General features: G+C 67.5%; 23 protein-coding genes. 3 read left to right on the forward strand and 20 right to left on the reverse strand.

Annotation, left to right across the window (positions count from 1 at the left end; all coding sequences use genetic code 11):
* The 4 genes from MJ777_RS14245 to rimP all read right to left on the reverse strand — a co-directional run.
* Positions 1-503: translation initiation factor IF-2 N-terminal domain-containing protein (locus MJ777_RS14245; protein WP_255724073.1), on the reverse strand; the 503-nt coding region annotated here is incomplete at its 3' end.
* 60 nt (positions 504-563) lie between these two features.
* Positions 564-911, reverse strand: coding sequence for a YlxR family protein (locus tag MJ777_RS14250; protein ID WP_255720292.1), 348 nt, complete (start codon positions 909-911; stop codon positions 564-566).
* 4 nt (positions 912-915) lie between these two features.
* A complete protein-coding gene (gene nusA, locus MJ777_RS14255) occupies positions 916-2004 on the reverse strand; it encodes a transcription termination factor NusA (RefSeq protein ID WP_239310493.1) in 1089 nt (362 codons plus the stop codon).
* Entirely contained in the window at positions 2001-2648 is a 648-nt protein-coding gene (rimP, locus tag MJ777_RS14260; protein WP_239310492.1) for a ribosome maturation factor RimP, read from the reverse strand. Before rimP ends, nusA begins: the two co-directional genes overlap by 4 nt.
* Before the next feature lie 96 nt (positions 2649-2744).
* Between rimP and MJ777_RS14265 the strand changes: the two genes are divergently transcribed.
* A complete protein-coding gene (locus tag MJ777_RS14265) occupies positions 2745-3260 on the forward strand; it encodes a hypothetical protein (RefSeq protein ID WP_370651606.1) in 516 nt (171 codons plus the stop codon).
* Between the two features lie 5 nt (positions 3261-3265).
* Entirely contained in the window at positions 3266-3742 is a 477-nt protein-coding gene (locus MJ777_RS14270) for a DUF4439 domain-containing protein (RefSeq protein ID WP_239310490.1), read from the forward strand.
* On the opposite strand, the gene MJ777_RS14275 is transcribed toward MJ777_RS14270, so the two are convergent.
* The 16 genes from MJ777_RS14275 to rpsB form a co-directional block, all read right to left on the reverse strand.
* Entirely contained in the window at positions 3728-4555 is an 828-nt protein-coding gene (locus tag MJ777_RS14275; protein ID WP_239376723.1) for an HAD family hydrolase, read from the reverse strand. The two genes, MJ777_RS14270 and MJ777_RS14275, sit on opposite strands and share 15 nt — an antisense overlap.
* The gene (locus MJ777_RS14280) at positions 4552-5007 is read right to left on the reverse strand and encodes an Rrf2 family transcriptional regulator (RefSeq protein WP_239310488.1); all 456 of its coding nucleotides are present in this window, start codon (positions 5005-5007) and stop codon (positions 4552-4554) included. The genes MJ777_RS14275 and MJ777_RS14280 overlap by 4 nt, the downstream gene beginning before the upstream one ends.
* Positions 5008-5105: 98 nt before the next feature.
* On the reverse strand, positions 5106-6011 hold the full coding sequence (locus MJ777_RS14285; RefSeq protein ID WP_239310487.1) for an ABC transporter permease: 906 nt from the start codon (positions 6009-6011) through the stop codon (positions 5106-5108).
* Positions 6001-6762, reverse strand: coding sequence for an ABC transporter ATP-binding protein (locus tag MJ777_RS14290; RefSeq protein ID WP_239310486.1), 762 nt, complete (start codon positions 6760-6762; stop codon positions 6001-6003). The genes MJ777_RS14285 and MJ777_RS14290 overlap by 11 nt, the downstream gene beginning before the upstream one ends.
* 37 nt (positions 6763-6799) lie before the next feature.
* Positions 6800-7873 carry an ABC transporter substrate-binding protein gene (locus MJ777_RS14295; RefSeq protein ID WP_239347664.1) on the reverse strand — a complete coding sequence of 358 codons (1074 nt, stop codon included), beginning with the start codon at positions 7871-7873 and terminating at the stop codon, positions 6800-6802.
* A 145-nt stretch (positions 7874-8018) separates the two neighbouring features.
* Positions 8019-8870: a GNAT family N-acetyltransferase gene (locus tag MJ777_RS14300; protein WP_239310484.1), complete on the reverse strand. Its 852-nt coding sequence runs from the start codon at positions 8868-8870 to the stop codon at positions 8019-8021.
* 18 nt (positions 8871-8888) lie between these two features.
* Positions 8889-10043 (reverse strand): flavodoxin-dependent (E)-4-hydroxy-3-methylbut-2-enyl-diphosphate synthase, encoded by a 1155-nt coding sequence (ispG, locus tag MJ777_RS14305; RefSeq protein ID WP_239310483.1) that lies wholly within the window; start codon positions 10041-10043, stop codon positions 8889-8891.
* A 465-nt stretch (positions 10044-10508) separates the two neighbouring features.
* Complete coding sequence (locus tag MJ777_RS14310) at positions 10509-11702, reverse strand: RIP metalloprotease (RefSeq protein WP_239376725.1); 1194 nt, start codon at positions 11700-11702, stop codon at positions 10509-10511.
* A 54-nt stretch (positions 11703-11756) separates the two neighbouring features.
* Positions 11757-12998 carry a 1-deoxy-D-xylulose-5-phosphate reductoisomerase gene (dxr, locus tag MJ777_RS14315; protein WP_239310481.1) on the reverse strand — a complete coding sequence of 414 codons (1242 nt, stop codon included), beginning with the start codon at positions 12996-12998 and terminating at the stop codon, positions 11757-11759.
* A gap of 295 nt (positions 12999-13293) precedes the next feature.
* Entirely contained in the window at positions 13294-14433 is a 1140-nt protein-coding gene (locus tag MJ777_RS14320; RefSeq protein ID WP_239376727.1) for a PHB depolymerase family esterase, read from the reverse strand.
* A gap of 58 nt (positions 14434-14491) precedes the next feature.
* Positions 14492-15637, reverse strand: coding sequence for a 23S rRNA (adenine(2503)-C(2))-methyltransferase RlmN (gene rlmN, locus MJ777_RS14325; protein ID WP_239310480.1), 1146 nt, complete (start codon positions 15635-15637; stop codon positions 14492-14494).
* Between the two features lie 20 nt (positions 15638-15657).
* Positions 15658-16515 carry a phosphatidate cytidylyltransferase gene (locus MJ777_RS14330; protein ID WP_239310479.1) on the reverse strand — a complete coding sequence of 286 codons (858 nt, stop codon included), beginning with the start codon at positions 16513-16515 and terminating at the stop codon, positions 15658-15660.
* 91 nt (positions 16516-16606) lie between these two features.
* Positions 16607-17164: a ribosome recycling factor gene (gene frr / locus MJ777_RS14335; RefSeq protein ID WP_239310495.1), complete on the reverse strand. Its 558-nt coding sequence runs from the start codon at positions 17162-17164 to the stop codon at positions 16607-16609.
* A gap of 2 nt (positions 17165-17166) precedes the next feature.
* Entirely contained in the window at positions 17167-17952 is a 786-nt protein-coding gene (pyrH, locus tag MJ777_RS14340; protein ID WP_370651605.1) for a UMP kinase, read from the reverse strand.
* 136 nt (positions 17953-18088) lie between these two features.
* Positions 18089-18703 (reverse strand): translation elongation factor Ts, encoded by a 615-nt coding sequence (gene tsf, locus MJ777_RS14345; RefSeq protein ID WP_239310478.1) that lies wholly within the window; start codon positions 18701-18703, stop codon positions 18089-18091.
* Positions 18704-19138: 435 nt separating this feature from the next.
* On the reverse strand, positions 19139-20077 hold the full coding sequence (gene rpsB, locus MJ777_RS14350) for a 30S ribosomal protein S2 (protein ID WP_239310477.1): 939 nt from the start codon (positions 20075-20077) through the stop codon (positions 19139-19141).
* A gap of 353 nt (positions 20078-20430) precedes the next feature.
* Here rpsB and MJ777_RS14355 point away from each other — a divergent pair, with 353 nt between their 5' ends.
* A complete protein-coding gene (locus MJ777_RS14355; protein WP_239347670.1) occupies positions 20431-21054 on the forward strand; it encodes a murein hydrolase activator EnvC in 624 nt (207 codons plus the stop codon).
* Positions 21055-21063: the final 9 nt, after the last annotated feature.

The raw sequence follows: 21063 nt of genomic DNA on the forward strand, positions 1-21063 counted from the left end.
GGCCGGGGCCGCGCGGGCTGCGGAGCCGTGAAAGAGCCAGATCCACCGGCCGGAGCGGCGCCTGGGGCCGACGCGCTCGCGGATGCGTTCGCCGCTGGCGCGGTCGGGACCGGCGGCGCGGCAGGGGCTGGCTGAGCTGGACCGGGGCCGGTCGCCCCAGCGCCTGGGGCGGGTGGCCGGGGCGGGGCGGCCGGGATGCCTGGCCGACCAGGCATCCGCGGACCGGGACGGGGGGGCACAGGTCCTGGCCGGGCGCCAGTAGCACCCGGCCGGCTTCCGTTGCCCTGCGTGTTGCCCTGGGACGTACCGCCGCGGGCGGACGACCGCTGCGTTGCCGCGCCTTCGACCGGGAATGACTCCTTGAGCTTTCGAACGACGGGTGCCTCGACTGTGGACGAAGCCGACTTCACGAACTCACCAAGATCCTTTAGTTTGGCGAGCACGGTCTTGCTGTCGACTCCAAGCTCCTTGGCGAGCTCGTGTACGCGGGCCTTTCCTACCACGGTGCTCCTTCTTTCGGCCCGCGGTCCGCCCGCGTGACCCTCGTTACCTGCTGGTCGTGATCATGGCTGCGTGCTCATCGCGCGGTCATCGCTGTCTCGACCTGCTTCCATGTCGACATCAGGTGATGTCGTCCAATCTTCCGTGAACTGCTTGACCAGGTGGCCCCTGACACGCCCAAGCCCAAGTGGCCCTGGAACGCGCAGCGCTCGCGGGAACGCCCTGCGGCGCTCCGCGAGATCGAGGCAGGCCAGGTCGGGATGCAGGTGTGCCCCCCGCCCTGGCATTCGACGGTGAACATCGGGTACGAGCTCACCACCAACTACCACCATACGCACCAAGTCGCTCCGCACCGCCCGGGTACGGCACCCTACGCAGGTGCGAAGCGGCTCCGCACGGCGCGCCGCCATCAGTCTATCCCGTTGCGCCCGCGGAGTGGTTGCCAGCAGCTGGCGACCTCCGGGCCGCGGGCGGCGTCGTGACCCGCCGGGGCACCGATTCAGGACCTTCTTTCGACGCCGGGCCACCGCTGCCTTCCGTATCCGAATGGATGTCAATGCGCCAACCGGTCAGCCGGGCGGCCAGCCGGGCATTCTGCCCTTCCCGGCCGATGGCGAGGGAAAGCTGGTAATCCGGCACGACCACCCGGGCCGAGCGAGCCGCCTCGTCGGTGACGTCGACGCGAGCGACCCGCGCCGGCGACAGCGCGTTACCCACGAAGACAGCCGGTTCGGCGGACCAGTCGACGATATCGATCTTCTCGCCGCACAGTTCGGCCATGACGGCGCGCACCCGGCTGCCCATCGGACCGATACAGGCGCCCTTCGGGTTCACTCCAGCGACGGTCGACCGAACGGCGATCTTACTGCGGTGCCCCGCTTCCCGCGCGATCGCGGCGATCTCCACCGTGCCGTCCGCCACCTCCGGGACCTCCAGCCGGAACAGGCCTTTGACCAGTTCCGGATGGGTTCGCGACAGTGTCACGGTGAGACCGTGCGCCCCGCGGACGACACTGACGACATAGCACTTGACGCGGTCACCGTGTTCGAACCGCTCGCCGGGGACCTGTTCGGCTGGCGGGAGCACACCCTCGACAGTGCCGAGGTCCACCAGGACGACCTTGGAACCGGCCCGCTGCTCGTGATGTTGCACGACCCCGGAGACGACGTCATGCTCGCGGTCGGCATATTGCCCGTAGGTGATTTCCTGCTGCGCCTCGCGCAGCCGTTGCATGATTACCTGCTTGGCCGTCATCGTCGCGATCCGGCCAAAATCGTCGGGTGTGTCCTCCCATTCACGGGTCATCCCGTCCACGGAGGTCTCCCGGGCGTAGACCGCGACATACCCCGACGTCCGGTCGACGACCACACGGGCGTCCTGCGCCGCGCCGCCGGTGTGCCGGTAGGCCGTCAGCAACGCGGTCTCGATCGCCTCCACCAGCGTGTCGAAGGAGATGTCCTTCTCCCGTTCGATCCCGCGCAGTGCCGCTACATCGAGTTTCATCGTTCCCCCTCCCCCTCCGCGTCCACCCCGGTCGCAGGATCCTCGCCGGTCGTACGGAACTCCACCTGTACCTCGGCCCGGACGACATCCGCGAAGGATATTCGCGTCACCGCGCCGGCTGGCCCATTGTGGTCATCCATCGTGAGATCAACCGATTCGGGCCCGCTGGTGCGTACTCGGCCGAGCAGCTGCCTGCCGTCCCGGGTGCGCACCGAAACCAGCCGTCCCCGGGCCCGGCGCCAGTGCCGGGCCGCGATCAGCGGGCGGTCCACCCCTGGCGAGCTCACCTCGAGCACATACGGACCAGACACGGGTCCGTCGCCATCGACCGCGTCGAGGGCAGCGGAGACAAGCCGGCTGGCCACGGCGACCGCGTCCAGATCGATACCCTCGTCACGATCCACCACCACCCGCAGCACGCTGCGGGAGCCCGCCCGGGTGATGACGACGTCCTCCAGGTCAAACCCGTGGGTCGCCAGCTCTGGCGCAAGCAGCTGGAGCAGCTCGGCCCGGCCAGCCCTGCTGGCCCGGCCCCGGTCCGCGGCGTCCGCGCCGCGCGACCGGCCCCGCCCGCCACCGGCATTGGTTGCGGCCACGGCGTCGCCCACGTCGACCCGCTCCTCTCCTTCGCCACGCGTCGGCATGACATCCTCTCGAGATCCTCAGCCTACGTCGGTCACGGCCCGAGCCTCATCCGGGGCATCCGGAGCTCTGTGTCAAGCTGCTGGTCCGTGAGCCCGATGATTCCCGGCCATGGATGCTCTAGGCGCGCCCTGCTCGGCGTGCTGCCCATGACGGCGGCCGCAGCCCTGGCCGGATGCAGCTGGACACGATCGCCTCGGGAGCCCGCCACCACCCCGGTGACGACCACCGCGGACGACGCGCTGCGCCGGTCCGCGGTCGAGTCGGAACAGGGGCTGCTCGTCGCGTACGATCGAGCTATTCTTGCGTATCCGTCAGTCGCGGCCACGCTGCGTGTGGTACGGGCTCACCACGCCGAGCATGTCAGCCGCCTGCTGGCGGCCACGACGGCCGCACCCGATGGGCCGTCACCGGCTGTCACCGTTGCGAGCACGCCTGACGTGGCCACGTCCGCGCCGGCAACCATGGCGGCGCTGCTGAAGCTGGAGCGTGGCGCCGCGGCTTCCCTGCGTGCGCAGTGCCTGGCCGCGTCGGCGAGTCTGGCACCGCTGCTGGCCAGCATCCGCGCGGCCGAGACCGCCCATGGCGAGCTGCTCGCCCCGCTGGTCGGCTGAGCCTGATGCCGGCCCCGCGGCAGCGCCCACCCGCCCCTGACACGGTACAGACGCTGTCGAACCTGCTTGCCGTTGAGCACGCCGCCGTGTATGCCGCCGCCGCGGCCGGCGGTGAGCTGGCTCCACTACGGTCAGCCGCGGAATCGACCCGCGTCCTCGCCGAGAACGCGTTCGCCGCCCATCGAGAGCTGCGCGACCGGCTGGTGGCCGAGATCCTCGACCGGGGCGGCACCGCGCCACCGGCCCAGGCCGCCTACCAGCTGCCTGCGCTATCCGGTGACCTGGCCGGAGTGCTACTGCTGCTGGCCGGCATCGAGGACCGCTCGTCGGCCGCGGCATACGACGCGATCGGCGAGCTGACCGGTGAGATGCGCGCGCTGGTGACCGATGCGCTGACGGGGATGGCCGTGCGCGGCCAGCAGGCTCGTGTCGCGGCCGGCCAGCCGGTGGCCCAGGCCAGCCGGGCGCTACCCGGCGCGTGAGAACGGCCGGTGGAGCCCGGCCGCCCAACCGTCCAGGACACCGAGTAACCGCCCGAGCCGCCCGATCACCGCGTCGGCCCCGGCCGCACCGCGCGATCCTCGCTCCCCCGGCCGAGGAGCCGCGCCGTCGGACAGCAGCACGGTCCGCATCCCGACCGCGCGGGCCCCGGCTATGTCACTCGCTGGACGGTCGCCGACAAACACCGCCGTCCGAGGGTCGCGCACGCCGAGCGAGGCGAGCACGGCGCGGAACGCATCCGGGTGCGGCTTGGCGAAAGGCAGATCGTTGGTGTAGACCCGGGCGTCGATCAGGTCCAGCAGACCGTCCCGGGCAAGCCATCGTGAGTGCCACGCGCGGGGCCAGTGCGTGTTGGTCAACAAACCGATCCGCAGCCCGCGGGTACGCACAAGGTGCAACAGCAGCAGCGCGTCCGGGTCGCACACCGTGTGCGGCGTCCAGGCGCACAGGTCATGCCGGCCAACCACCCGATGCACGGCGCTGGCCACGTCAAGCCCGACCGCCGTCGACGCCACGGCGAGCAGCTCGGTGACCGTCCCGCTGCGGCCCGACCCGCCAGCTGTTGCCCACCACTGCTGTTCGGAGCCCGCCAGCGCCCGGGTCAGTTCCCGCACGCGGCCCGGGGCGAGGTCGTGCGCGACCAGCCGCCACAGGTCCAGCAGGTCCGCGTCGTGAAAAGGGGTCAGGGTGCCGCCCCAGTCGAAGACCACCGCCTCGACAGCCGGCACCGGCGCTGGCGGCGGAACCAGCGGAACCAGCGGAACCGATGAAACCGGACGAGCGCCGTTGGTCACCGGGCGACCCAGGCGTCCTGGTCCTGGCTGAGTTCGCAGACGATGGACGGCAGGTTCCCGCCGGCGACATCGGCCAGTGTGACCTCCTCCAGCACCCGCCGCAGGCTGACCCGTACCGCGATCCACACATCCTGGAGGTGCTTGGCCGCGCCCTCGTACGCCGCGTCCTCCGGCCGGCGGCCCCGTACGCTCGCCAGCGGGCCGTCGGTCGCTCGGATCACCATCGCGATGGTGATCTCACCCGCTGGCCGACAGAGCTGGTAACCACCGTCAGCGCCACGCCTGCTCGCCACCAAGCCGCTCCGGCGGAGATCGGTGAGGATGTTCTCCAGGAACCGCAGCGGCAGGTCCTGCGCGGTCGCCAGGCTCTCGCCCTTCACGAGCTCCCCGTCGGAAGCTGCCAGTGTCAGCAACGCGCGCAGGGCATAGTCAGCTCGTGCGGAGATCTGCATGTCTCCATCTTGCCGGCCATAGTCCTAGCGCGCTCCACATAGCTGGGCCCCTCGGGGCCACCCCTCCTCCCTGCTGCCGAGACGGGTCCTGCCCTGCCTCAGCGTGACTGTTCGGGCAGGAGCCCCCGGCGGGCGCGCATCCGACGGTCCACGGCGTTGAACGCGGCGTCCACCAGAACTCCGATAATGAAGATTGTCAGCATGGATGCGATCACACCGGTCGCCTCCAGGAACTGACGGCTGTTCTCCAGATCCGAGCCGATGGACGGGTGGCCGGGCACGATGACCAGCAGCTCACCAGCCATCAGGCTCCGCCAGGCGAACGCCCAGCCCTGTTTCAGCCCAGCCACCACCGACGGCAGCGCCGCCGGTGCCACCACGAACCGGTAGAGCTTCAGGCCACGTGCGCCCATGGTGTGACCGGCTCTGGTCAGCAGCGGCGGAACATAGTCGATACCACTGATGACACCGTTGGCGACCGACGGTGCCGCACCGAGCACGACAACAAAGAGGATCGCTGATTCAGTGAGCCTGAACAGCAGGATCGCCAGCGGGAACCAGACGATCGAGGGCATGGTCTGCAACGCGGTGATGAACGAGCCGACCGCGCTCCGCAGCAGCGTGAACCGGGACACGGCCAGCCCCACCGCCGCGCCGATCAGGACCGCCAACGCATACCCGACGAAGGCACGCTGCATGGTGCGGGCGAATGCCGACCAGAAGTCGGCGCTTGTGACCCGGCGCCCGAGCTCCGGCAACGCCTCATCCGGGCCGGGCAGTACGTAGGACGGTTTCCAGCCGCTCCAGACCAGGGCCTGCCACAACAACAGGAAAATCGCGACGGCTCCCAGCTTCGGCCAGGTCGCCGACCATATCCGCAAGGCGAGCGGGCGCCTGGGCGCCTGGCCGGTGTCAAGGGCGTCCAGACCAGCGAGGGCCACGTCGGTGGATGCGTTCCGGGAGACACGGAACACATCGGATTCGATGGTCGTCTCAGCGGCCATGGCGACTCACCTCCGCCCGCAGCCGAGCAGTGATCGTCACGGCCAGCGCCGCGACCTCCGGCGCGTCAATACGGCGGGGGCGGTCGATCCCGACGTCGAAGATCTCGGCCACCCGCCCCGGCCGGCTCGACAGCAGCACGATGCGGTCCCCCAGCCGCACTGCCTCCCGCACGTCATGGGTGACGAACAGGACGGTGACTCCGGTCTCGCGCCAGATCCGCTCCAGCTCGTCATGCAACAGGTCCCGCGTCATCGCGTCGAGCGCGCCGAAGGGCTCGTCCATGCACAAGACGTCGGCATCCTGGGCGAACGCCCTAGCCAGGCTGACCCGCTGGCGCATCCCGCCGGAAAGTTCGTGCGGACGCTTGTCCGCGAGACCCGCAAGGCGAACCATGGCCAGCAGCTCCTCGACCCGGCTAGCGCGATCAGCCCGGGGAACGCCCCGGATCTTCATCGGGAGGGCGATGTTTCCCCCCGCGGTGAGCCAGGGCAGCAAGGCCGAATCCTGGAACATCAGACCGACCTTGCGCCCGCCGACGTCGACGCCGCCGGAACTGGGTCGGTCAATACCGGCGAGAATGCCCAGCAGGGTCGACTTACCGCAGCCGGAAGCGCCCAGCAGGCAGACAAACTCCCCCGGGCGGACGTTGAAGGAAACATTGTCAAGCGCCTGGACGCGGTGTGGGCCGGACCCGAAGGCCCGGCTCACACCGTCGATCCGTACCGCGCTTGCGTCAATGACAGCGGTCACGGAATCTTCTCCCCCTGTTACCCAACCGGATCTACTTCTACTTCGACGCCACCGAATCCTTGCCCTGCGTTTTCAACAGGGCATTCAGAGTAGTCAGATCGAAAATTCCGTCCAGGTTGGCCTTGGTCGTCAGGCCCAGCTCCTGTGCATGATCGGCCGAAGTGACAAGCGATGACGCGACCGGGTCGGGCGTGAATGTCAGCCGCTGCCATGCCGGCGCGATCACTGTATCCGCCAACGGCTTGCCGGAAAGTTTCGCCAGCCCTTGATTGGTGACCTGCTGGCCCTTGGCCGGGTCCGCGCCCAGCGCGTCGATCGAGGCGACGTTCGCCGCCACCAAGCGCCTGACGATCTCGGGGTGGCTCTGCGCGTAATCGGTGCGCACAACCAGCAAGGTGGTGACGAACTTGCCGTCAGGCCACTGCGAGGCCTCGTCCACCAGCAGTTTGCCGCCATCGGCGACCATCCTGGACAAGGTGGGCTCGGGTACCCAGGCCCCGTCTATGGCGCCTGACTTGAAGGCATCCACCGTCACCGCGTTATCCTGCGGGCGGATCTGGACGTCGCCGCCGCCGTTCTTGTCGGTGGCCAGGCCGTGCTGCTTGAGGTAGTACCGCAGCGCCACATCCTGGGTGTTGGCCAGACCAGGGCTGGCGATGACCTTACCGCGCAGCTGGTCGACCGAGGTGATGCCGCTCTTCACCACCAGGCCAGCCCCGCCGGAGGTCGCACCCGAGATGATGCGCAGCGCCGCGCCCTTGGATTTGACGAAGGTGTTGACCGCGGGATTGGGCCCGATGTATCCAGCGTCAAGCGCACCGGAGAGGATCGCCTCGGCCTCCTGGGTGCCCGAATTGAACGTCGAGGTCTCAATCTTCACTCCCGCGCCGAGCTTGGCGGCGAAGATTCCCTGATCAAGACCGTAGATAGCGGCTGCGTGAGTGAGGTTCGGAAAGTAACCGAGCCGCAGCGTTCCCGTCGGAGCGGCAGCCGAGCTCGCTGTCGCCACGCTGGCGTCGTTCCCCCCACTCGAGCAGGCCGTTGCCGCCAACGCCAGCGCGCCGGCCGCGAGCAGTGGCGTGATTCGACGCCACAGCCTCCTCGATGACATCAGTCTTCCCCCATATGTGCTGTCTCACGGCAAGGGCGCCTCACGACGCCATGCAAACCGATCGAACTAGTCGGAAAACTGAGCATGCCAGAGGAAGGGCCACCACGCCAGACCCAGGAGCAGGTCAAAAGGCGCCGATGACAGCTCAGAACAGGATCGACGCGAAGGTCCCGACCCGGTGGAAACCGATCCGTTCATAAGCTCGGCGCGCAGCGTGATTGAACTCGTTGACATAGAGGCTGACCACGGGCGCGAGGGTAGCCTGAGCGATCGCCACCACGCTCGCGGTGCCTGCTGCCCCGAGCCCTCTGCCCCGTAGCTCAGGAGCCACCCACACGCCCTGAATCTGGCAGACGTCTCCAGCCACCGCGCCGATCTCGGCCTTGAACACGACCCGTCCGTCTTCGATGCGGGCAAAGGAACGGCGCCGGCTGACAAACTCGGCGACCCTGGCCCGGTAGAGCGCCCCGCCGTCGACAAGTACCGGAGACACTCCGATCTCCTCGGTGAACATCGCCACGCACGCCGGCAGCAGGAGATCCAGCTCGTCAGGACGGACAGGGCGCACGGCGGGGTCAGGAGCCACCGCGGGGGATTCGGAGATCACCAACAGTGGCTGGTCCGCCCGGACCTCACGGGCTGGTCCCCAGGCCGGTTCCAGGTACCGCCACATGAGCTGGACCGCATCCGCCACGCCGACGATCGAGGAACATCGACGGCCCTGACGGCGAGCCCGGTCGGCAAACGCCTTCGCCGAAGCCGGACCCGCCGCGACAGGCCAGAGGTTCGCGCCTGAGTAACACACCGCGGTCAAGCGGCCGTCCACCACATGGCCCCACATCTGCGCGCCCAACCGCCAGGGGGCGAGCCCGCATGTCTCCACCCGGGAGGCGACGAAGACGTCCGCGACCGGGTTACGCGCGAGCACCTCCCGTACCGCGGGCAGGTCGTGATCGTCGAGTAGACGGGTGGGAGCGGAGCGCAGCGGAAGGCCCATGATCACAATCGCCGGGAACTACCCGACCGACACCGAAGGCTCGCCGGATGCCGCCCCATCAGCCTCCATCTGCTCGGCCAGCCGCATGGCTTCCTCGATCAGAGTCTCGACGATCTGCGCCTCAGCAACGGTCTTGACAACCTTGCCCCGGACAAAAATCTGACCCTTGCCGTTACCCGAGGCCACGCCGAGATCAGCCTCACGGGCCTCACCCGGTCCGTTCACCACGCAGCCCATGACGGCGACCCGAAGCGGCACCGTCATTCCCTCCAGTCCGGCGGTGACCTCTTCCGCCAGTTTGTAGACGTCGACCTGCGCCCGGCCGCAGGACGGGCACGAAACAATCTCCAAGCTGCGCTGACGCAGCCCCAGGGACGCAAGGATCCCGATGCCGACCTTGACCTCCTCAACGGGAGGCGCGGACAGCGACACCCGCAGCGTGTCACCGATGCCCTCCGCGAGCAACGCGCCAAAGGCCACCGCCGACTTGATGGTGCCCTGGAAGGCCGGCCCAGCCTCGGTGACCCCCAGATGCAACGGGTAGTCACAACGTTGCGCAAGCAACCGGTACGCCTGGATCATCACAACTGGATCATGGTGCTTGACGGAAATCTTGATATCGGTGAAACCGTGCTCCTCGAACAGGGAGCACTCCCACAGCGCCGACTCCACCAGCGCCTCCGGGGTCGCCCGGCCGTACTTGGCCAGCAGACGCTTGTCCAACGAGCCCGCGTTCACGCCGATCCGGATAGGCGTGGCCGCGGCGGAAGCGGCGCGAGCGATCTCCCCGACCTTGTCGTCGAATGTCTTGATGTTGCCGGGGTTGACCCGGACCGCCGCGCAACCCGCATCGATCGCGGCGAAAACGTACTTCGGCTGGAAGTGGATGTCCGCGATCACCGGGATCGGCGACTTCTTCGCGATGGCGGCCAGCGCGTCGGCATCGTCCTGGCTGGGGACAGCCACCCGCACGATCTGACAGCCGGCCGCGGTCAGCTGCGCGATCTGCTGCAACGTGGAGTTGACGTCGGACGTGAGCGTCGTGGTCATGGACTGGACGGAGACCGGCGCGTCCCCACCGACCGGCACGCTGCCGACCTGGATCTGCTTGCTACGACGCCGGGTGACGAGCGGGATGGCCGGCGCTTCGGGCATGCCGAGAGTTATTGTCACGATGTCCTCACTGGCGTGTCGATGCTCGGAAGCTGGATGGAAGCTGGACGGAAGGTCATGCGGTACTGGCCAACGCCGGAGGACGCGGTGTCGCTGACAGCAGGCCACCATCTAGGCCCTCGGCACCGCCGGGCGCAAAAATATGATCACATACTCCTCAACCACCAGAGACTCTTGGGAACCACCGGGCGCGCGAAAAAAATTATGATCGCACGCTCTTTGGCCACCAACTCCTCCTTCGCCGTACGGGACCCGCTGTCCGCGTGTCGCGCGGGCACGCAACCGCCCGGCGCAACAGGCGCCAAGGCCTGTCCGATGGATATCGGTCGATGCGGGTGGTGATCCAGCAGGTGGTCCGCAAGGCGGAGGAGGAGCCGATAGTGGTGTTCTACCGGTGACGACGACAACGCGGTGGGGCGCCTGCTGAGCATCGATCCGCGCGATCGAAGATCCATCAGACAGGCCCTAGTTGAAACTGATCGGATTGACAATGTCGGCGGACAGAATGAGCAAGCTCAGGACAACGAAGAACGCAACCATGGCGTATGCCGCGGGCAGAAGTTTCACGAGGTCGACCCGTTTCACCGGCCCCCGGTAACCGGTCAGCCGGCGCGCTCCGTGCCGCGCCTGCTCGAAGCCGAGAACCGCCAGGTGTCCGCCGTCCAGCGGGAACAGCGGTAGCAGGTTGAACAGGCCGACCGCCAGGTTGACCCCGGCCACCAGCACGAGGAAGTCACCTATCCGCTGGCCGACGGAAACGTCCTGCGCCGACAGCAGTTCACCGCCGGCCCGTGCCGCGCCGACCACGCCGACCAGACCGTTTGCGTTCCGGTCCTTGCCGAAGAGGTTCGTGAGGTCACCCAGCCGGTGGACCAACGTGTCGTACATCCCGGTGACGCCACCGCCGAGGATGCGCGCGGTTCTCGGGATGGCCGAAACCGGGTTGTAACGCACAACGTCGACGCCCTGCGCAATGCCGATTGCCCCGACCTGATCATTGCCCGCCAGCCCGGTCTGACGGTCACGACGGACCGAGACCAGCTCGGGCCGTAGTGTGAGGATCTGACCGCCCCGGTCGACAACGAGGGTCGCGAACCCCGGACCATGATCACGAATGAGGCGGGTGAACTGCGCCCAGTCCCGGATCGGCGTCCCGTCGAAGCTCACGACCCGATCGCCGACGCGCACACCAGCCAGCTCGGCTGGCCCTACCGACGCCTGCGGGGCACACGGGCCACTCACTGGCACGCAGACCGTCCGGCCGACCTTGTTATCGCTGGGACGCATGGTCCCGAGCAGCAGCAGCACACTGTAGATCAGCACAATGGCGATGACGAAGTGCATGAACGACCCCGCCGCCAACACCACCGCCCGCTGGCGTGCTGGCCGGCTGTGGAAAGCCCGATCGGCGTCAGCCGGATCAATCTCCTCGAGTGGGGTCATCCCTTCGATCTTGACGAATCCCCCGGCCGGAAGCGCCTTGATCCCATACTCGGTCTCACCCCGAGTACGGGACCACAGCGTCGGGCCGAACCCGACGAAGAACTTCGATGCCTTCATGCCGTAGTGACGAGCCGTCACAAAGTGGCCGGCTTCATGGAGAACGATGGAGACGATCAGGGCCAAGGCAAACGCGACGATACCAATCGCGTTGGTCATGGTGCGATCACACCCCGATCACAGCGCTGGAGAATCTCGCGTTGTACCTCAGTGTCACGAAGGCATCACTGTTCGATCAACTCCTTGATCGATGATGGCACGCACCTGTTCACGCGCCTCCTGCTCCGTACTCAACACCTCGTTGAGGCTCGGATGTTGCACCACCGTATGCGCCGTGACCACTTCGGCCACAACATCGACAATGCGCACGAACGGCAGGCGGTGCCCGAGGAAGGCCGCCACGGCCTCCTCATTGGCGGCGTTGAAAACGGCGGGCGCCGTCCCACCACGACGCCCGGCCTCACGGGCGAGATCGATCGCCGGAAACGCGACCGCGTCCACGGGCTCGAAGGTCAACGACTGGGCGCGCCGCCAGTCCATCGGGGCCTGTGCATCGGGTATCCGATCGGGCCATCCCAGGGCAAGGGCGATCGGCAGGCGCATGTCCGGCGGGGAAACCTGCGCCAACGTCGACCCGTCGACGAACTCGACCATCGAGTGCACCAGCGACTGCGGGTGGACGACAACGTCGATGTCGTCATAGGGCACCCCGAAGAACAGATGCGCCTCGATCAGCTCGAGACCCTTGTTCATGAGGGTGGCCGAGTTGATCGTAACAAGCGGCCCCATGTCCCAGGTGGGGTGCGCCAGCGCCTGCTCTGTTGTCACCTGGCCCAGTTCAGCGCGGGAACGGCCCCGAAAGGGCCCCCCGCTGGCGGTGAGGACAAGTTTACGAACCTCCTCGGCCCGGCCGCCCCGCAGGCACTGGGCAAGCGCCGAATGCTCGGAATCCACCGGGACCAGCCGGGAGGGGTCGCCGTCCAGCGCATCCAGCACCAGGGGGCCACCGGCGACCAGTGACTCCTTGTTGGCAAGGGCCACCGTACGGCCAGCCCGCAGCGCGGCGAGCGTGGGCGCGAGGCCGACCGACCCGGTGATGCCGTTGAGGACGACGTCGGCGGGCCACGCGGCGATCTCCGTGGCCCCTTCCGGCCCGGTCAGGATCTTCGGGATGGCGTACTCGCCCTTACGGAAGCCCCGCCGGGAGGCCTCCGCGTAGAAGGCGAGCTGGAGATCCTGCGCTGCGGAGGCCCGGGCTACGCCAACCGCCTCGACACCCAGCTCAAGGGCCTGAGCAGCCAGCAGGTCAACCCTTGCCCCACCGCCGGTCAGCGCGACGACGCGGAACCGGTCGGGATTGCGTTTCACCACATCAATGGCCTGGGTTCCGATGGAACCAGTCGAACCAAGCAGGACAACCTCGCGCGGCAGCGGCGTCTCGACCACGTCGACCATTGTCGCAGGCGCCCGGACGCCACGCCGACACGTGTTCGCCACCCGACACCTGGCCCCGCCTGGGCAGGACTCCCGCGCCGGAAAGAGGACAGTGGTCACCGATAAAGTGTTCTTTGCCATAGTCAGGCCGACCTCAACCTGAATAGGCGAAATTCACCAAAAACCAATGACTCCGCGTGAGCAGGTATGCGGCACGCCCCCATATACACCGACACGCTGCCATCATGAAAATACGCACCGTTATCACATGTTCTCGGGGAATGGGAGGCCCCGTATCCGTTGATTCGCGGAGGGACTATTGGCGGGATGCTTCGGTAGCGCTGGAGGACGCGCCGGTGCTACCCGGCGCCTGGGTGGCCGGCGCCTGGGTGGCCGGCGCCTGGGTGGCCGGCGTGGGCGTCGGATGCCCGCGGAAGAAGGCCAGGGCGACCTCGGTGGCGCTGAACTGCGACCGCGTCGCGCCCTTAGGCGGGTCAGCGTCCGGATCGGGCCACATGTGGCCGCCGCCCACGGCCGCCAGTAGACCCACATCACGGCCAGCGGGGCAGGCGGTGAACACCAGCCGCCGAAGCGCGGTGGTGTCGCGCGTCCATGTGTTCGCCGGCCCGCAGCCCATGAATCCGGCATAACGATCAAGACGGGCCTGCATCGGCTGTGCCTGGGTGCCATCGAAGGGGGCGGGACGATCCGCTCCCCCGCCTTCCAGTGGTGTCACCGGGTCGCTGGTGCCATTGATCGCCAGTAGGCTCGAGCCGGGCGTGGGACAGCTGGTGGGCATGACGGCGAAGGCAACCGGCACAATCGCGGCGAAGGTCCCCGGCAGGGCACAGGCAGCCGTAACCGCCATGTCGGCACCATCGGCAAAACCGGTGGCGAACACTTTGCGGTTGTCCAGGCACATCCGGGCGGTCAGATCATTGATGATCGCGGACACGAATGCCACATCGTCCGGCCCGATGGTGGCCCTGCGCACGAAGTTCCACCGATCGTTGGCACCCTGCGGGGCGACAACCACATAACCTTCCGCGTTACCGATCTGCGCCAGGTGGGCATAGCGCTCCAGCGCGGACGCATCCTCGCCGAAGGCGTGGAAGGCGAGGACGAGCGGCAGCGCCTTGGTGTGGGCATCGGTGGCAGGCACCGCCAGCTGATACGTCCGGGTATCTGCCCCGACCCGGACCGACTGCTGACTCGATCCGGCCGCGATGGTCCTGCCGGTCACACATCCGCTCACAACGGTTGGCGACGCCGGCACAGCGTGGGGTGACCCGGCTGCGCCGGAGGTCCCCAGGGCAGTGCCGGCGCTGCCCGCGGCGGTGCCCCCGTTGGACGTGCCTGTGCCAGCCTGCCCCGCCTGGGTCCGCGAGCCACTGTCGCCGCTGAAATAGAGGACCAGGCCGATGACGATCAGAATAGCCCCGGCCGCGCCGGTCATCGAAACCCAACGCGGGTTACGGTTACTCCGGGAGACAGATCGGCGGGACGAGCGACGGTCACCCGGTGGCACTGTCGCTCCGGTCCGGCTCGCCAGCCGCCAGCTGTCCACACGCCGCCGCGATGTCGCGCCCTCTGGTATCACGTACAGTCGCGGCGATGCCCCGCTGGCGTAGCCGACGGACGAACTCCCGCTCGCGACGCCGTTCGCTGGCCTGCCAGGACACCGCGCGGGTTGGGTTGAGGGGGATCAGGTTGACGTGCACGAGCCTGCCGGCGAGGAGGCCGGCCAGGGCATCAGCGCGTTCCGGCTGGTCGTTGACACCATCGATCAGTGCGTACTCGATGCTCACCCGGCGCCCGGTCGCCTCGGCGTACCCCCAGGCCGCGGCAAGTACCTCCGCCACCGGCCAGCGCCTGTTCACCGGAACAAGGCGATCACGCAACTCGTCGTCAGGAGCGTGCAGGGAAACCGCCAGCGTCACCGGCAGACCCGTCGTGGCCAGGCGGCGGATCGCCGGCACAAGTCCGACCGTGCTCACCGTGATGGAGCGAGCCGACAGGCCCAGGCCCGCCGGTGCCGGGTCGCTGAGGATCCGCACCGCGGCGATCACAGTGGCATAGTTGGCCAACGGCTCTCCCATACCCATGAACACGACATTCGACAGCCGGGCCGGATCACCGGCAAGCTCTCCGCGGACGAGCGTCCGTCCCGCCGCGACCACCTGCTCCACGATCTCGGCCGTGGACAGGTTACGCGTGAGCCCGCCCTGGCCGGTCGCGCAGAACGGGCAGCCCATTCCGCACCCGGCCTGGCTGGACACGCAGACCGTGCTGCGGCCGGGATAGCGCATCAGAACCGATTCGATCAGTACACCGTCAAAAGCCCGCCACAGTGTCTTACGGGTGTCTCCAGCATCGCAGGTGGTGACCTTCACCGGCGTCAGCAGCGTCGGCAGCAGTGCCTCGACAAGCGCGGCGCGGGACACCGCCGGAAGATCCGTCATCGCCTCCACATCGTCGGCGCACAGCTGTCTGGCGAAGTAGTGGCGGGAGACCTGGTCTGCCCGGAAGGCCGGCTCGCCCAGGGAGACGGCCAGCTCACGCCGCTGTTCGGTGGTGAGGTCGGCGAGATGGCGGGGCGGCCGCGCCCGCGCGGAGCGGACCAGCGGCAGCGCTGCCGAGGCGGTGGGGGAAGCGGTCATGGCCTGTCCAGTCTGCCAGGTCACGGGCGCGGCGCGAAGGCACTGATCAGCAGCCAGGCAACGGGTGCCGCGCACAGCACCGAGTCCAGCCGGTCCATGATTCCGCCGTGGCCGGGCAGCAGCGAACCCATGTCCTTGATACCGATGTCCCTCTTGAGCAACGACTCACCCAGGTCACCGATGGTCGCCGTACAGGCGATCGCGACACCGAGCACCGCGCCCTGCCAGAGCGCCGCGTGCAGCGGCCAGGCCATCGAAACAGCGGCGACAAGCACGCAGACGACGACGGAACCGGCAAAACCCTCCCAGGATTTACCCGGGGACACCGTCGGAGCGAGCTTGTGCCGCCCGCCCGAAAGCACGCCGGCGGTGTAGCCGCCGATGTCGCTGGCGGCAGCGGTCGCCAGAAACGCGACCATCCGCCGGGGCCCGTCCGGTGGGCTGGTCAGCAGGGCCGCGAAACCGGCTGGAAGACCTACGTACGCCACGCAGAAGACAGCAGCCGCGACATCCGCAAACAGATGATCGCCGGAATACGCGAGCCGCCAGGCCGTCGCCGCAAAGATCGTTATTGCCAGGGCCAGCACCAGGCCGGATGTACCGGTGAGGTAAGCCACCACCGGCATGGCCGCCGTTCCCACCGCGAGCGGTGGCAAGGCAATCGTGCGCCCGCTCAGCCGGAACGCCCTGACCAGCTCAAACATGCCGGCCGCGACAGCTGTGCAGATGACGGCGATCCATAGCGGGCGCAACGTGAACAGAGGCACAATAATGATCAATGCCAGTATGACACCGACCACGATCGCCGCGGGAAGGTCCCGCCCCGCTCGCACCCGACGCGTCGCGGGCTCACGGGTCACGTGCTCGACCCCCGTCACCGGGTCCTCGGCCACATGAGTGCTGGCGATATCGCCCTGGAACGTGTTCGGCTCACGGCAACGGACAACGGAGAGTGCCTGCCAATGTCGATCAGACCGCCAACAGCTCCGACTCCTTGTGTCGCAGCAGCTCGTCCACCTGACCGACATAGCGATGCGTTGCCTCGTCCAAGTCCTTCTCCGCGCGCCGGCCCTCGTCCTCACCCGCATCGCCGTCGCGGACGATACGATCGATCGCCTCCTTGGCATGCCGGCGGACGTTACGAATGCTGATCTTCGCATCCTCCGCCTTGGTGCGCGCGACCTTGGCGAGGTCCCGTCGGCGCTGCTCGGAGAGCTCGGGAAAGACGCAACGGATAATCGTCCCGTCGTTGCTCGGGTTCACCCCGAGGTCGGAGTCGCGGACCGCCTTTTCGACAGCTGCCAGTGACCCCTTGTCGTACGGCGTAATGATCACCATTCTCGGCTCTGGTATGTGGAAGGAGGCCAGCTGGCTCACGGGCGTCGGCGCGCCGTAGTAGTCGACGAGAACCTTCGAGAACACCGAAGGAGTGATCCGCCCCGTCCGGATGTTGGCAAAGTCGTCCTTCGCGACCAGGACCGCCTTCTCCATTTTCTCCTCGGCCTCGAGGAGCACGTCGTCGATCACCATCATCCTTCCGTTCCGCCCTCGTCCACACTGACCAGAGTGCCGATCTTCTCACCGCGGACGGCCCGCAGGATGTTCCCCTCCGTCAGCAGGTCGAAAACCATGATCGGCAGCCGATTGTCCATGCACAGGCTGATGGCCGTAGCGTCCATGACCTTCAGCCCACGAGCCAGCACCTCGCCGTAGACGAGCGAATCAAACCGAACCGCGTGGGGATTCGTCGTGGGATCCGCGTCGTAGACGCCGTCGACCTTGGTCGCTTTGAGGACAGCCTGTGCTTTGATCTCCAGAGCCCGTTGCGCGGCGGTGGTATCCGTGGAGAAGAACGGCGCGCCCAGCCCCGCCCCGAAGATGACAACACGGCCCTTCTCCAGGTGCCGGATGGCCCGCAGAGGCAGGTAAGGCTCGGCGACCTGACCCATGGCGATCGCCGTCTGCACCCGCGTCACGACTCCCTGACGCTCCAGGACATCCTGCAGGGCAAGACAGTTGATCACGGTGGCGAGCATCCCCATGTAGTCGGCCCTGGCACGGTCGACACCACGCTCGGCAAGGCGTTGGCCACGGAACATGTTGCCGCCACCGACCACGACCGCGACCTCAATGCCTGTCCGGCTCGCCTCCGCGATCTGGCGCGCGATGGTGGCCACCGTGTCCGGATCGATGCCGAGGGGTTCGCCCCCGGCAAACGCCTCACCGGACAGCTTCAGCAGCACACGATGCCAGCGCACCGCCGCCAACTCACGACCGGCTGGAGCGTCTGCATCCCTGCTGGCGTTATCGGTCACGATCGGCCCCCTCGCCGTCAGCCACGATCATCGGCCGGTGGATGTGCACTGCCGGCCAGTCTGCCTCACCTCCGCACGCGGGAACATCTCAGGCCGCGCATCCGGCCCGTTCGCCTGCACGCGGCGGGAAGTACGGTCAGCTCTGCTTGACGTTAAAACGGGCGAAACGACCAATCTCAATCTTTTCACCAAGAGCTGAGGCAGCCTGTTCGAGCAGCGCGCGGATGGTGATCTTACCATCCCGGACCCAGGGCTGCTCAAGCAGGACCACCGACTTCACGTAACCGTTCAGTTTGCCTTCGACAATCTTCGGGAGGGCTGCCTCGGGCTTACCATCCTCGCGCGCGGTGGCCTCGTAGATCTTCTTTTCCTGCTCGATGACCTCGTTCGGGATCTGTTCCGCGGTCACGTAGAGCGGGTCGGCCGCCGCGATGTGCTGCGCGATGTCACGCCCGAGCTGCTTGAACTGATCGGTCTTGGCAACGAAGTCGGTCTCGCACCTCAGTTCCAGCAGAACACCGATAGTAGGCGGCAGCTGCGGGTCGGTCTTGTGCAGATAGGAGTCGACCAGACCGTTCGACGCACTGCGCCCGGCCCGTTTGGCAACCTGTGCCAGGCCCTTCTCTCGCAGCCACGACTTGGCCTTCTCAAAGTCGCCGTCGTTCTCGACGAGCGCTTTCTTGACGTCGCTCATGCCAGCGCCGGTCAGTTCCCGGAGCTTGCGGATGTCAGCGGCTGTGATCTCTGCCATGGTGTTCTTCTCGTTCCGTCTGGCTACTGGTGGCTGTTGGTGGCTGGGGCTCATGGGCTGGCGTATTCGCGGGGCCAGCACCGCCAGGCCGTCATCGCCGGCGCGCCGGCCCCGTTTCGCGATCACTTCTCAAAAACCGTCGGTCCGCTGGGGCATATCTGATGGATGGTGGTCAAGGTGGGCAAGGATCCAGGCAGCGACCCGCGCAGCGGCGGAGGTCCGGACAGCGGTGTCCTGTCCGGACCGACGAGCCAGCGCCCCTGGGCGGCACACAAAGCGGCCGGGGCAGCAATGCGCCAGGACACTCGCTGGGCATCGAGTGCAGGGACCCGCGCGGACGCGAAGCGTTCGGGCGAGGGGTGAAGCGATCGACGATCCATCAGACACGCCCTAGGCCGAAGCCGCCGAGCACGGAAGGGTATCTTTTAGATCTTCTCAGACCCGAACCGCGGCAGCACCCACCGCGGTGACGGTGTCGGAATCAATCTGGCCCGCTCCGTTGCGCTCGTGGTCGGCCTTCCGCTCGGACGCTGGTTCAGCCGTTGCGGATTCGGTGGATGCGGTCGCCGCCGCAGGCTCGGCCACCGCCACCGCATCCCGGCCACGCAGAAGTTCTTCCTCCCAGGCGGTCAGCGGCTCTCCCCCGGTGGGCACGTCGGGCTTGTCGTCCATCAACGTCGATCCGCCCGCGCGGGAGCGCAGCCCGTCCGCCACCGCATCGGCCACCACCCGAGTGAGCAGGGTCGCGCTGCGAATGGCGTCGTCATTACCGGGAATCGGGTAGTCGACCTCATCTGGATCACAGTTGGTGTCCAGAATCGCCACCACCGGAATCCCCAGTTTGCGCGCTTCGCCGACGGCGATGTGCTCCTTCTTCGTATCGACAACCCAGACCGCGCTCGGCACACGGGCCATATCGCGTATACCACCGAGGGTGCGCTCAAGCTTGGCCTTCTCACGGGAAAGAACAAGCTGTTCCTTCTTCGTCCGGACCTCCGTGCCGCCGGTCAGCTCGATTTCCTCAAGCTCCTTCAGCCGCTGGAGGCGCTTGTAGACCGTCGAGAAGTTCGTCAGCATCCCGCCGAGCCAGCGCTCCTTGACATAAGGCATACCGACCCGCTGTGCCTGCTCTTCGATGGCTTCCTGGGCCTGCTTCTTGGTGCCGATGAACAGGACCGTACCGCCGTGGGCGACGGTCTCCTTCACGAAATCATAGGCGCGGTCGATGTAGGACAGCGTCTGCTGCAGATCGATAATGTAGATGCCATTGCGTTCGGTGAAGATAAAGCGCTTCATCTTCGGATTCCAGCGCTTTGTCTGGTGCCCGAAGTGGACGCCGCTTTCAAGCAACTGCTTCATGGTGACGACAGCCATGGCTAGTCGCTCCCTTCCTGCGCCAGGCGGACCGGCGCACCTCGGTTGCAGGCCCCGACCGGCGACCGGGGCCCCTGACGCCCTGCTGGCCCCTACCACCGCGGGAACGGCGGACCGAGGAAGCCTTCCCCGCCATGCCGGGAAGGCGGGCGGAGAAAGGGCGCGTGGATTCAGCTCGACGGCACGAGCCGTGCCTTCGATCCTACGCCCACCCGCACCGCGCTTCTCGGCGGGTTGTCCACAGGCGTCATCCCAGGCGTGACCGGAAGCTCCGGCGCGGGCAGCGTGGCAGCCAGGGCAACCGCGCCCGCCCGACGCCCACAGACCACAGACCACAGACCACAAGGAACGCCATGATCCCGCCGTCCCGCTATCGAGCTCTCATCCTCGTCGTGGCCGTGCTGGCCGCCTTCGCTGTCACCAAATGGCCGCATGCGGCAGCTGATTTCCGTGCCCTGGCGGCAACCTCACCGTCCCCACCGTCACTGTCCCCACCATCACCATCTAACGTGACCACCATCGGCGCGGGCCCGATATCACCGGCACCCGCTGTGCGGGGCCTGCCGACATCACACTGGCGTACGCCGCTGGACGGCCCTCTGATCATTGGCCGGGACTTCGAACCGCCTGTCACGCCTTACGGTCCGGGCCATCGCGGTGTCGACCTGGTGAGCACGGTAGGTGCGCAGGTGCGCGCCGCAGCGTCGGGAACCGTTTCGTTCGCTGGCATGATTGCCGGACGCGGTGTTATCACGATCAATCACGGGTCGCTGCGAACGACCTACGAGCCGGTCACCCCGGTTGTCCCCGCAGGCCGGTCGGTGGCCTCCGGCGAGATCATCGGCCGGCTCGTCGGGGGACATCCCGGTTGTCCCGCCGGCGCCTGTCTGCACTGGGGCCTGCTCGATGGGCCGCTCTACCGCAATCCACTCAGCCTGCTGCCGCGTCGTCATCCCAGGCTGCTACCGGTCGGTTGAACCCACCTA

Origin of the sequence: Protofrankia sp. Cj5, from assembly GCF_917627405.1 — a bacterium.
Lineage (GTDB): Bacteria > Actinomycetota > Actinomycetes > Frankiales > Frankiaceae > Protofrankia.

Bases quoted from the DNA above. Each gene is read 5' to 3' on its own strand.
- MJ777_RS14250 (WP_255720292.1), bottom strand. From the start codon at position 911: ATGGCGGCGCGCCGTGCGGAGCCGCTTCGCACCTGCGTAGGGTGCCGT.
- nusA (WP_239310493.1), bottom strand. From the start codon at position 2,004: ATGAAACTCGATGTAGCGGCACTGCGCGGGATCGAACGGGAGAAGGAC.
- rimP (WP_239310492.1), bottom strand. From the start codon at position 2,648: ATGCCGACGCGTGGCGAAGGAGAGGAGCGGGTCGACGTGGGCGACGCC.
- MJ777_RS14265 (WP_370651606.1), top strand. From the start codon at position 2,745: ATGATTCCCGGCCATGGATGCTCTAGGCGCGCCCTGCTCGGCGTGCTG.
- MJ777_RS14270 (WP_239310490.1), top strand. From the start codon at position 3,266: ATGCCGGCCCCGCGGCAGCGCCCACCCGCCCCTGACACGGTACAGACG.
- MJ777_RS14280 (WP_239310488.1), bottom strand. From the start codon at position 5,007: ATGCAGATCTCCGCACGAGCTGACTATGCCCTGCGCGCGTTGCTGACA.
- MJ777_RS14285 (WP_239310487.1), bottom strand. From the start codon at position 6,011: ATGGCCGCTGAGACGACCATCGAATCCGATGTGTTCCGTGTCTCCCGG.
- MJ777_RS14295 (WP_239347664.1), bottom strand. From the start codon at position 7,873: ATGTCATCGAGGAGGCTGTGGCGTCGAATCACGCCACTGCTCGCGGCC.
- MJ777_RS14300 (WP_239310484.1), bottom strand. From the start codon at position 8,870: ATGGGCCTTCCGCTGCGCTCCGCTCCCACCCGTCTACTCGACGATCAC.
- MJ777_RS14310 (WP_239376725.1), bottom strand. From the start codon at position 11,702: ATGACCAACGCGATTGGTATCGTCGCGTTTGCCTTGGCCCTGATCGTC.
- dxr (WP_239310481.1), bottom strand. From the start codon at position 12,998: ATGGTCGACGTGGTCGAGACGCCGCTGCCGCGCGAGGTTGTCCTGCTT.
- MJ777_RS14320 (WP_239376727.1), bottom strand. From the start codon at position 14,433: ATGACCGGCGCGGCCGGGGCTATTCTGATCGTCATCGGCCTGGTCCTC.
- rlmN (WP_239310480.1), bottom strand. From the start codon at position 15,637: ATGACCGCTTCCCCCACCGCCTCGGCAGCGCTGCCGCTGGTCCGCTCC.
- tsf (WP_239310478.1), bottom strand. From the start codon at position 18,703: ATGGCAGAGATCACAGCCGCTGACATCCGCAAGCTCCGGGAACTGACC.
- rpsB (WP_239310477.1), bottom strand. From the start codon at position 20,077: ATGGCTGTCGTCACCATGAAGCAGTTGCTTGAAAGCGGCGTCCACTTC.
- MJ777_RS14355 (WP_239347670.1), top strand. From the start codon at position 20,431: ATGATCCCGCCGTCCCGCTATCGAGCTCTCATCCTCGTCGTGGCCGTG.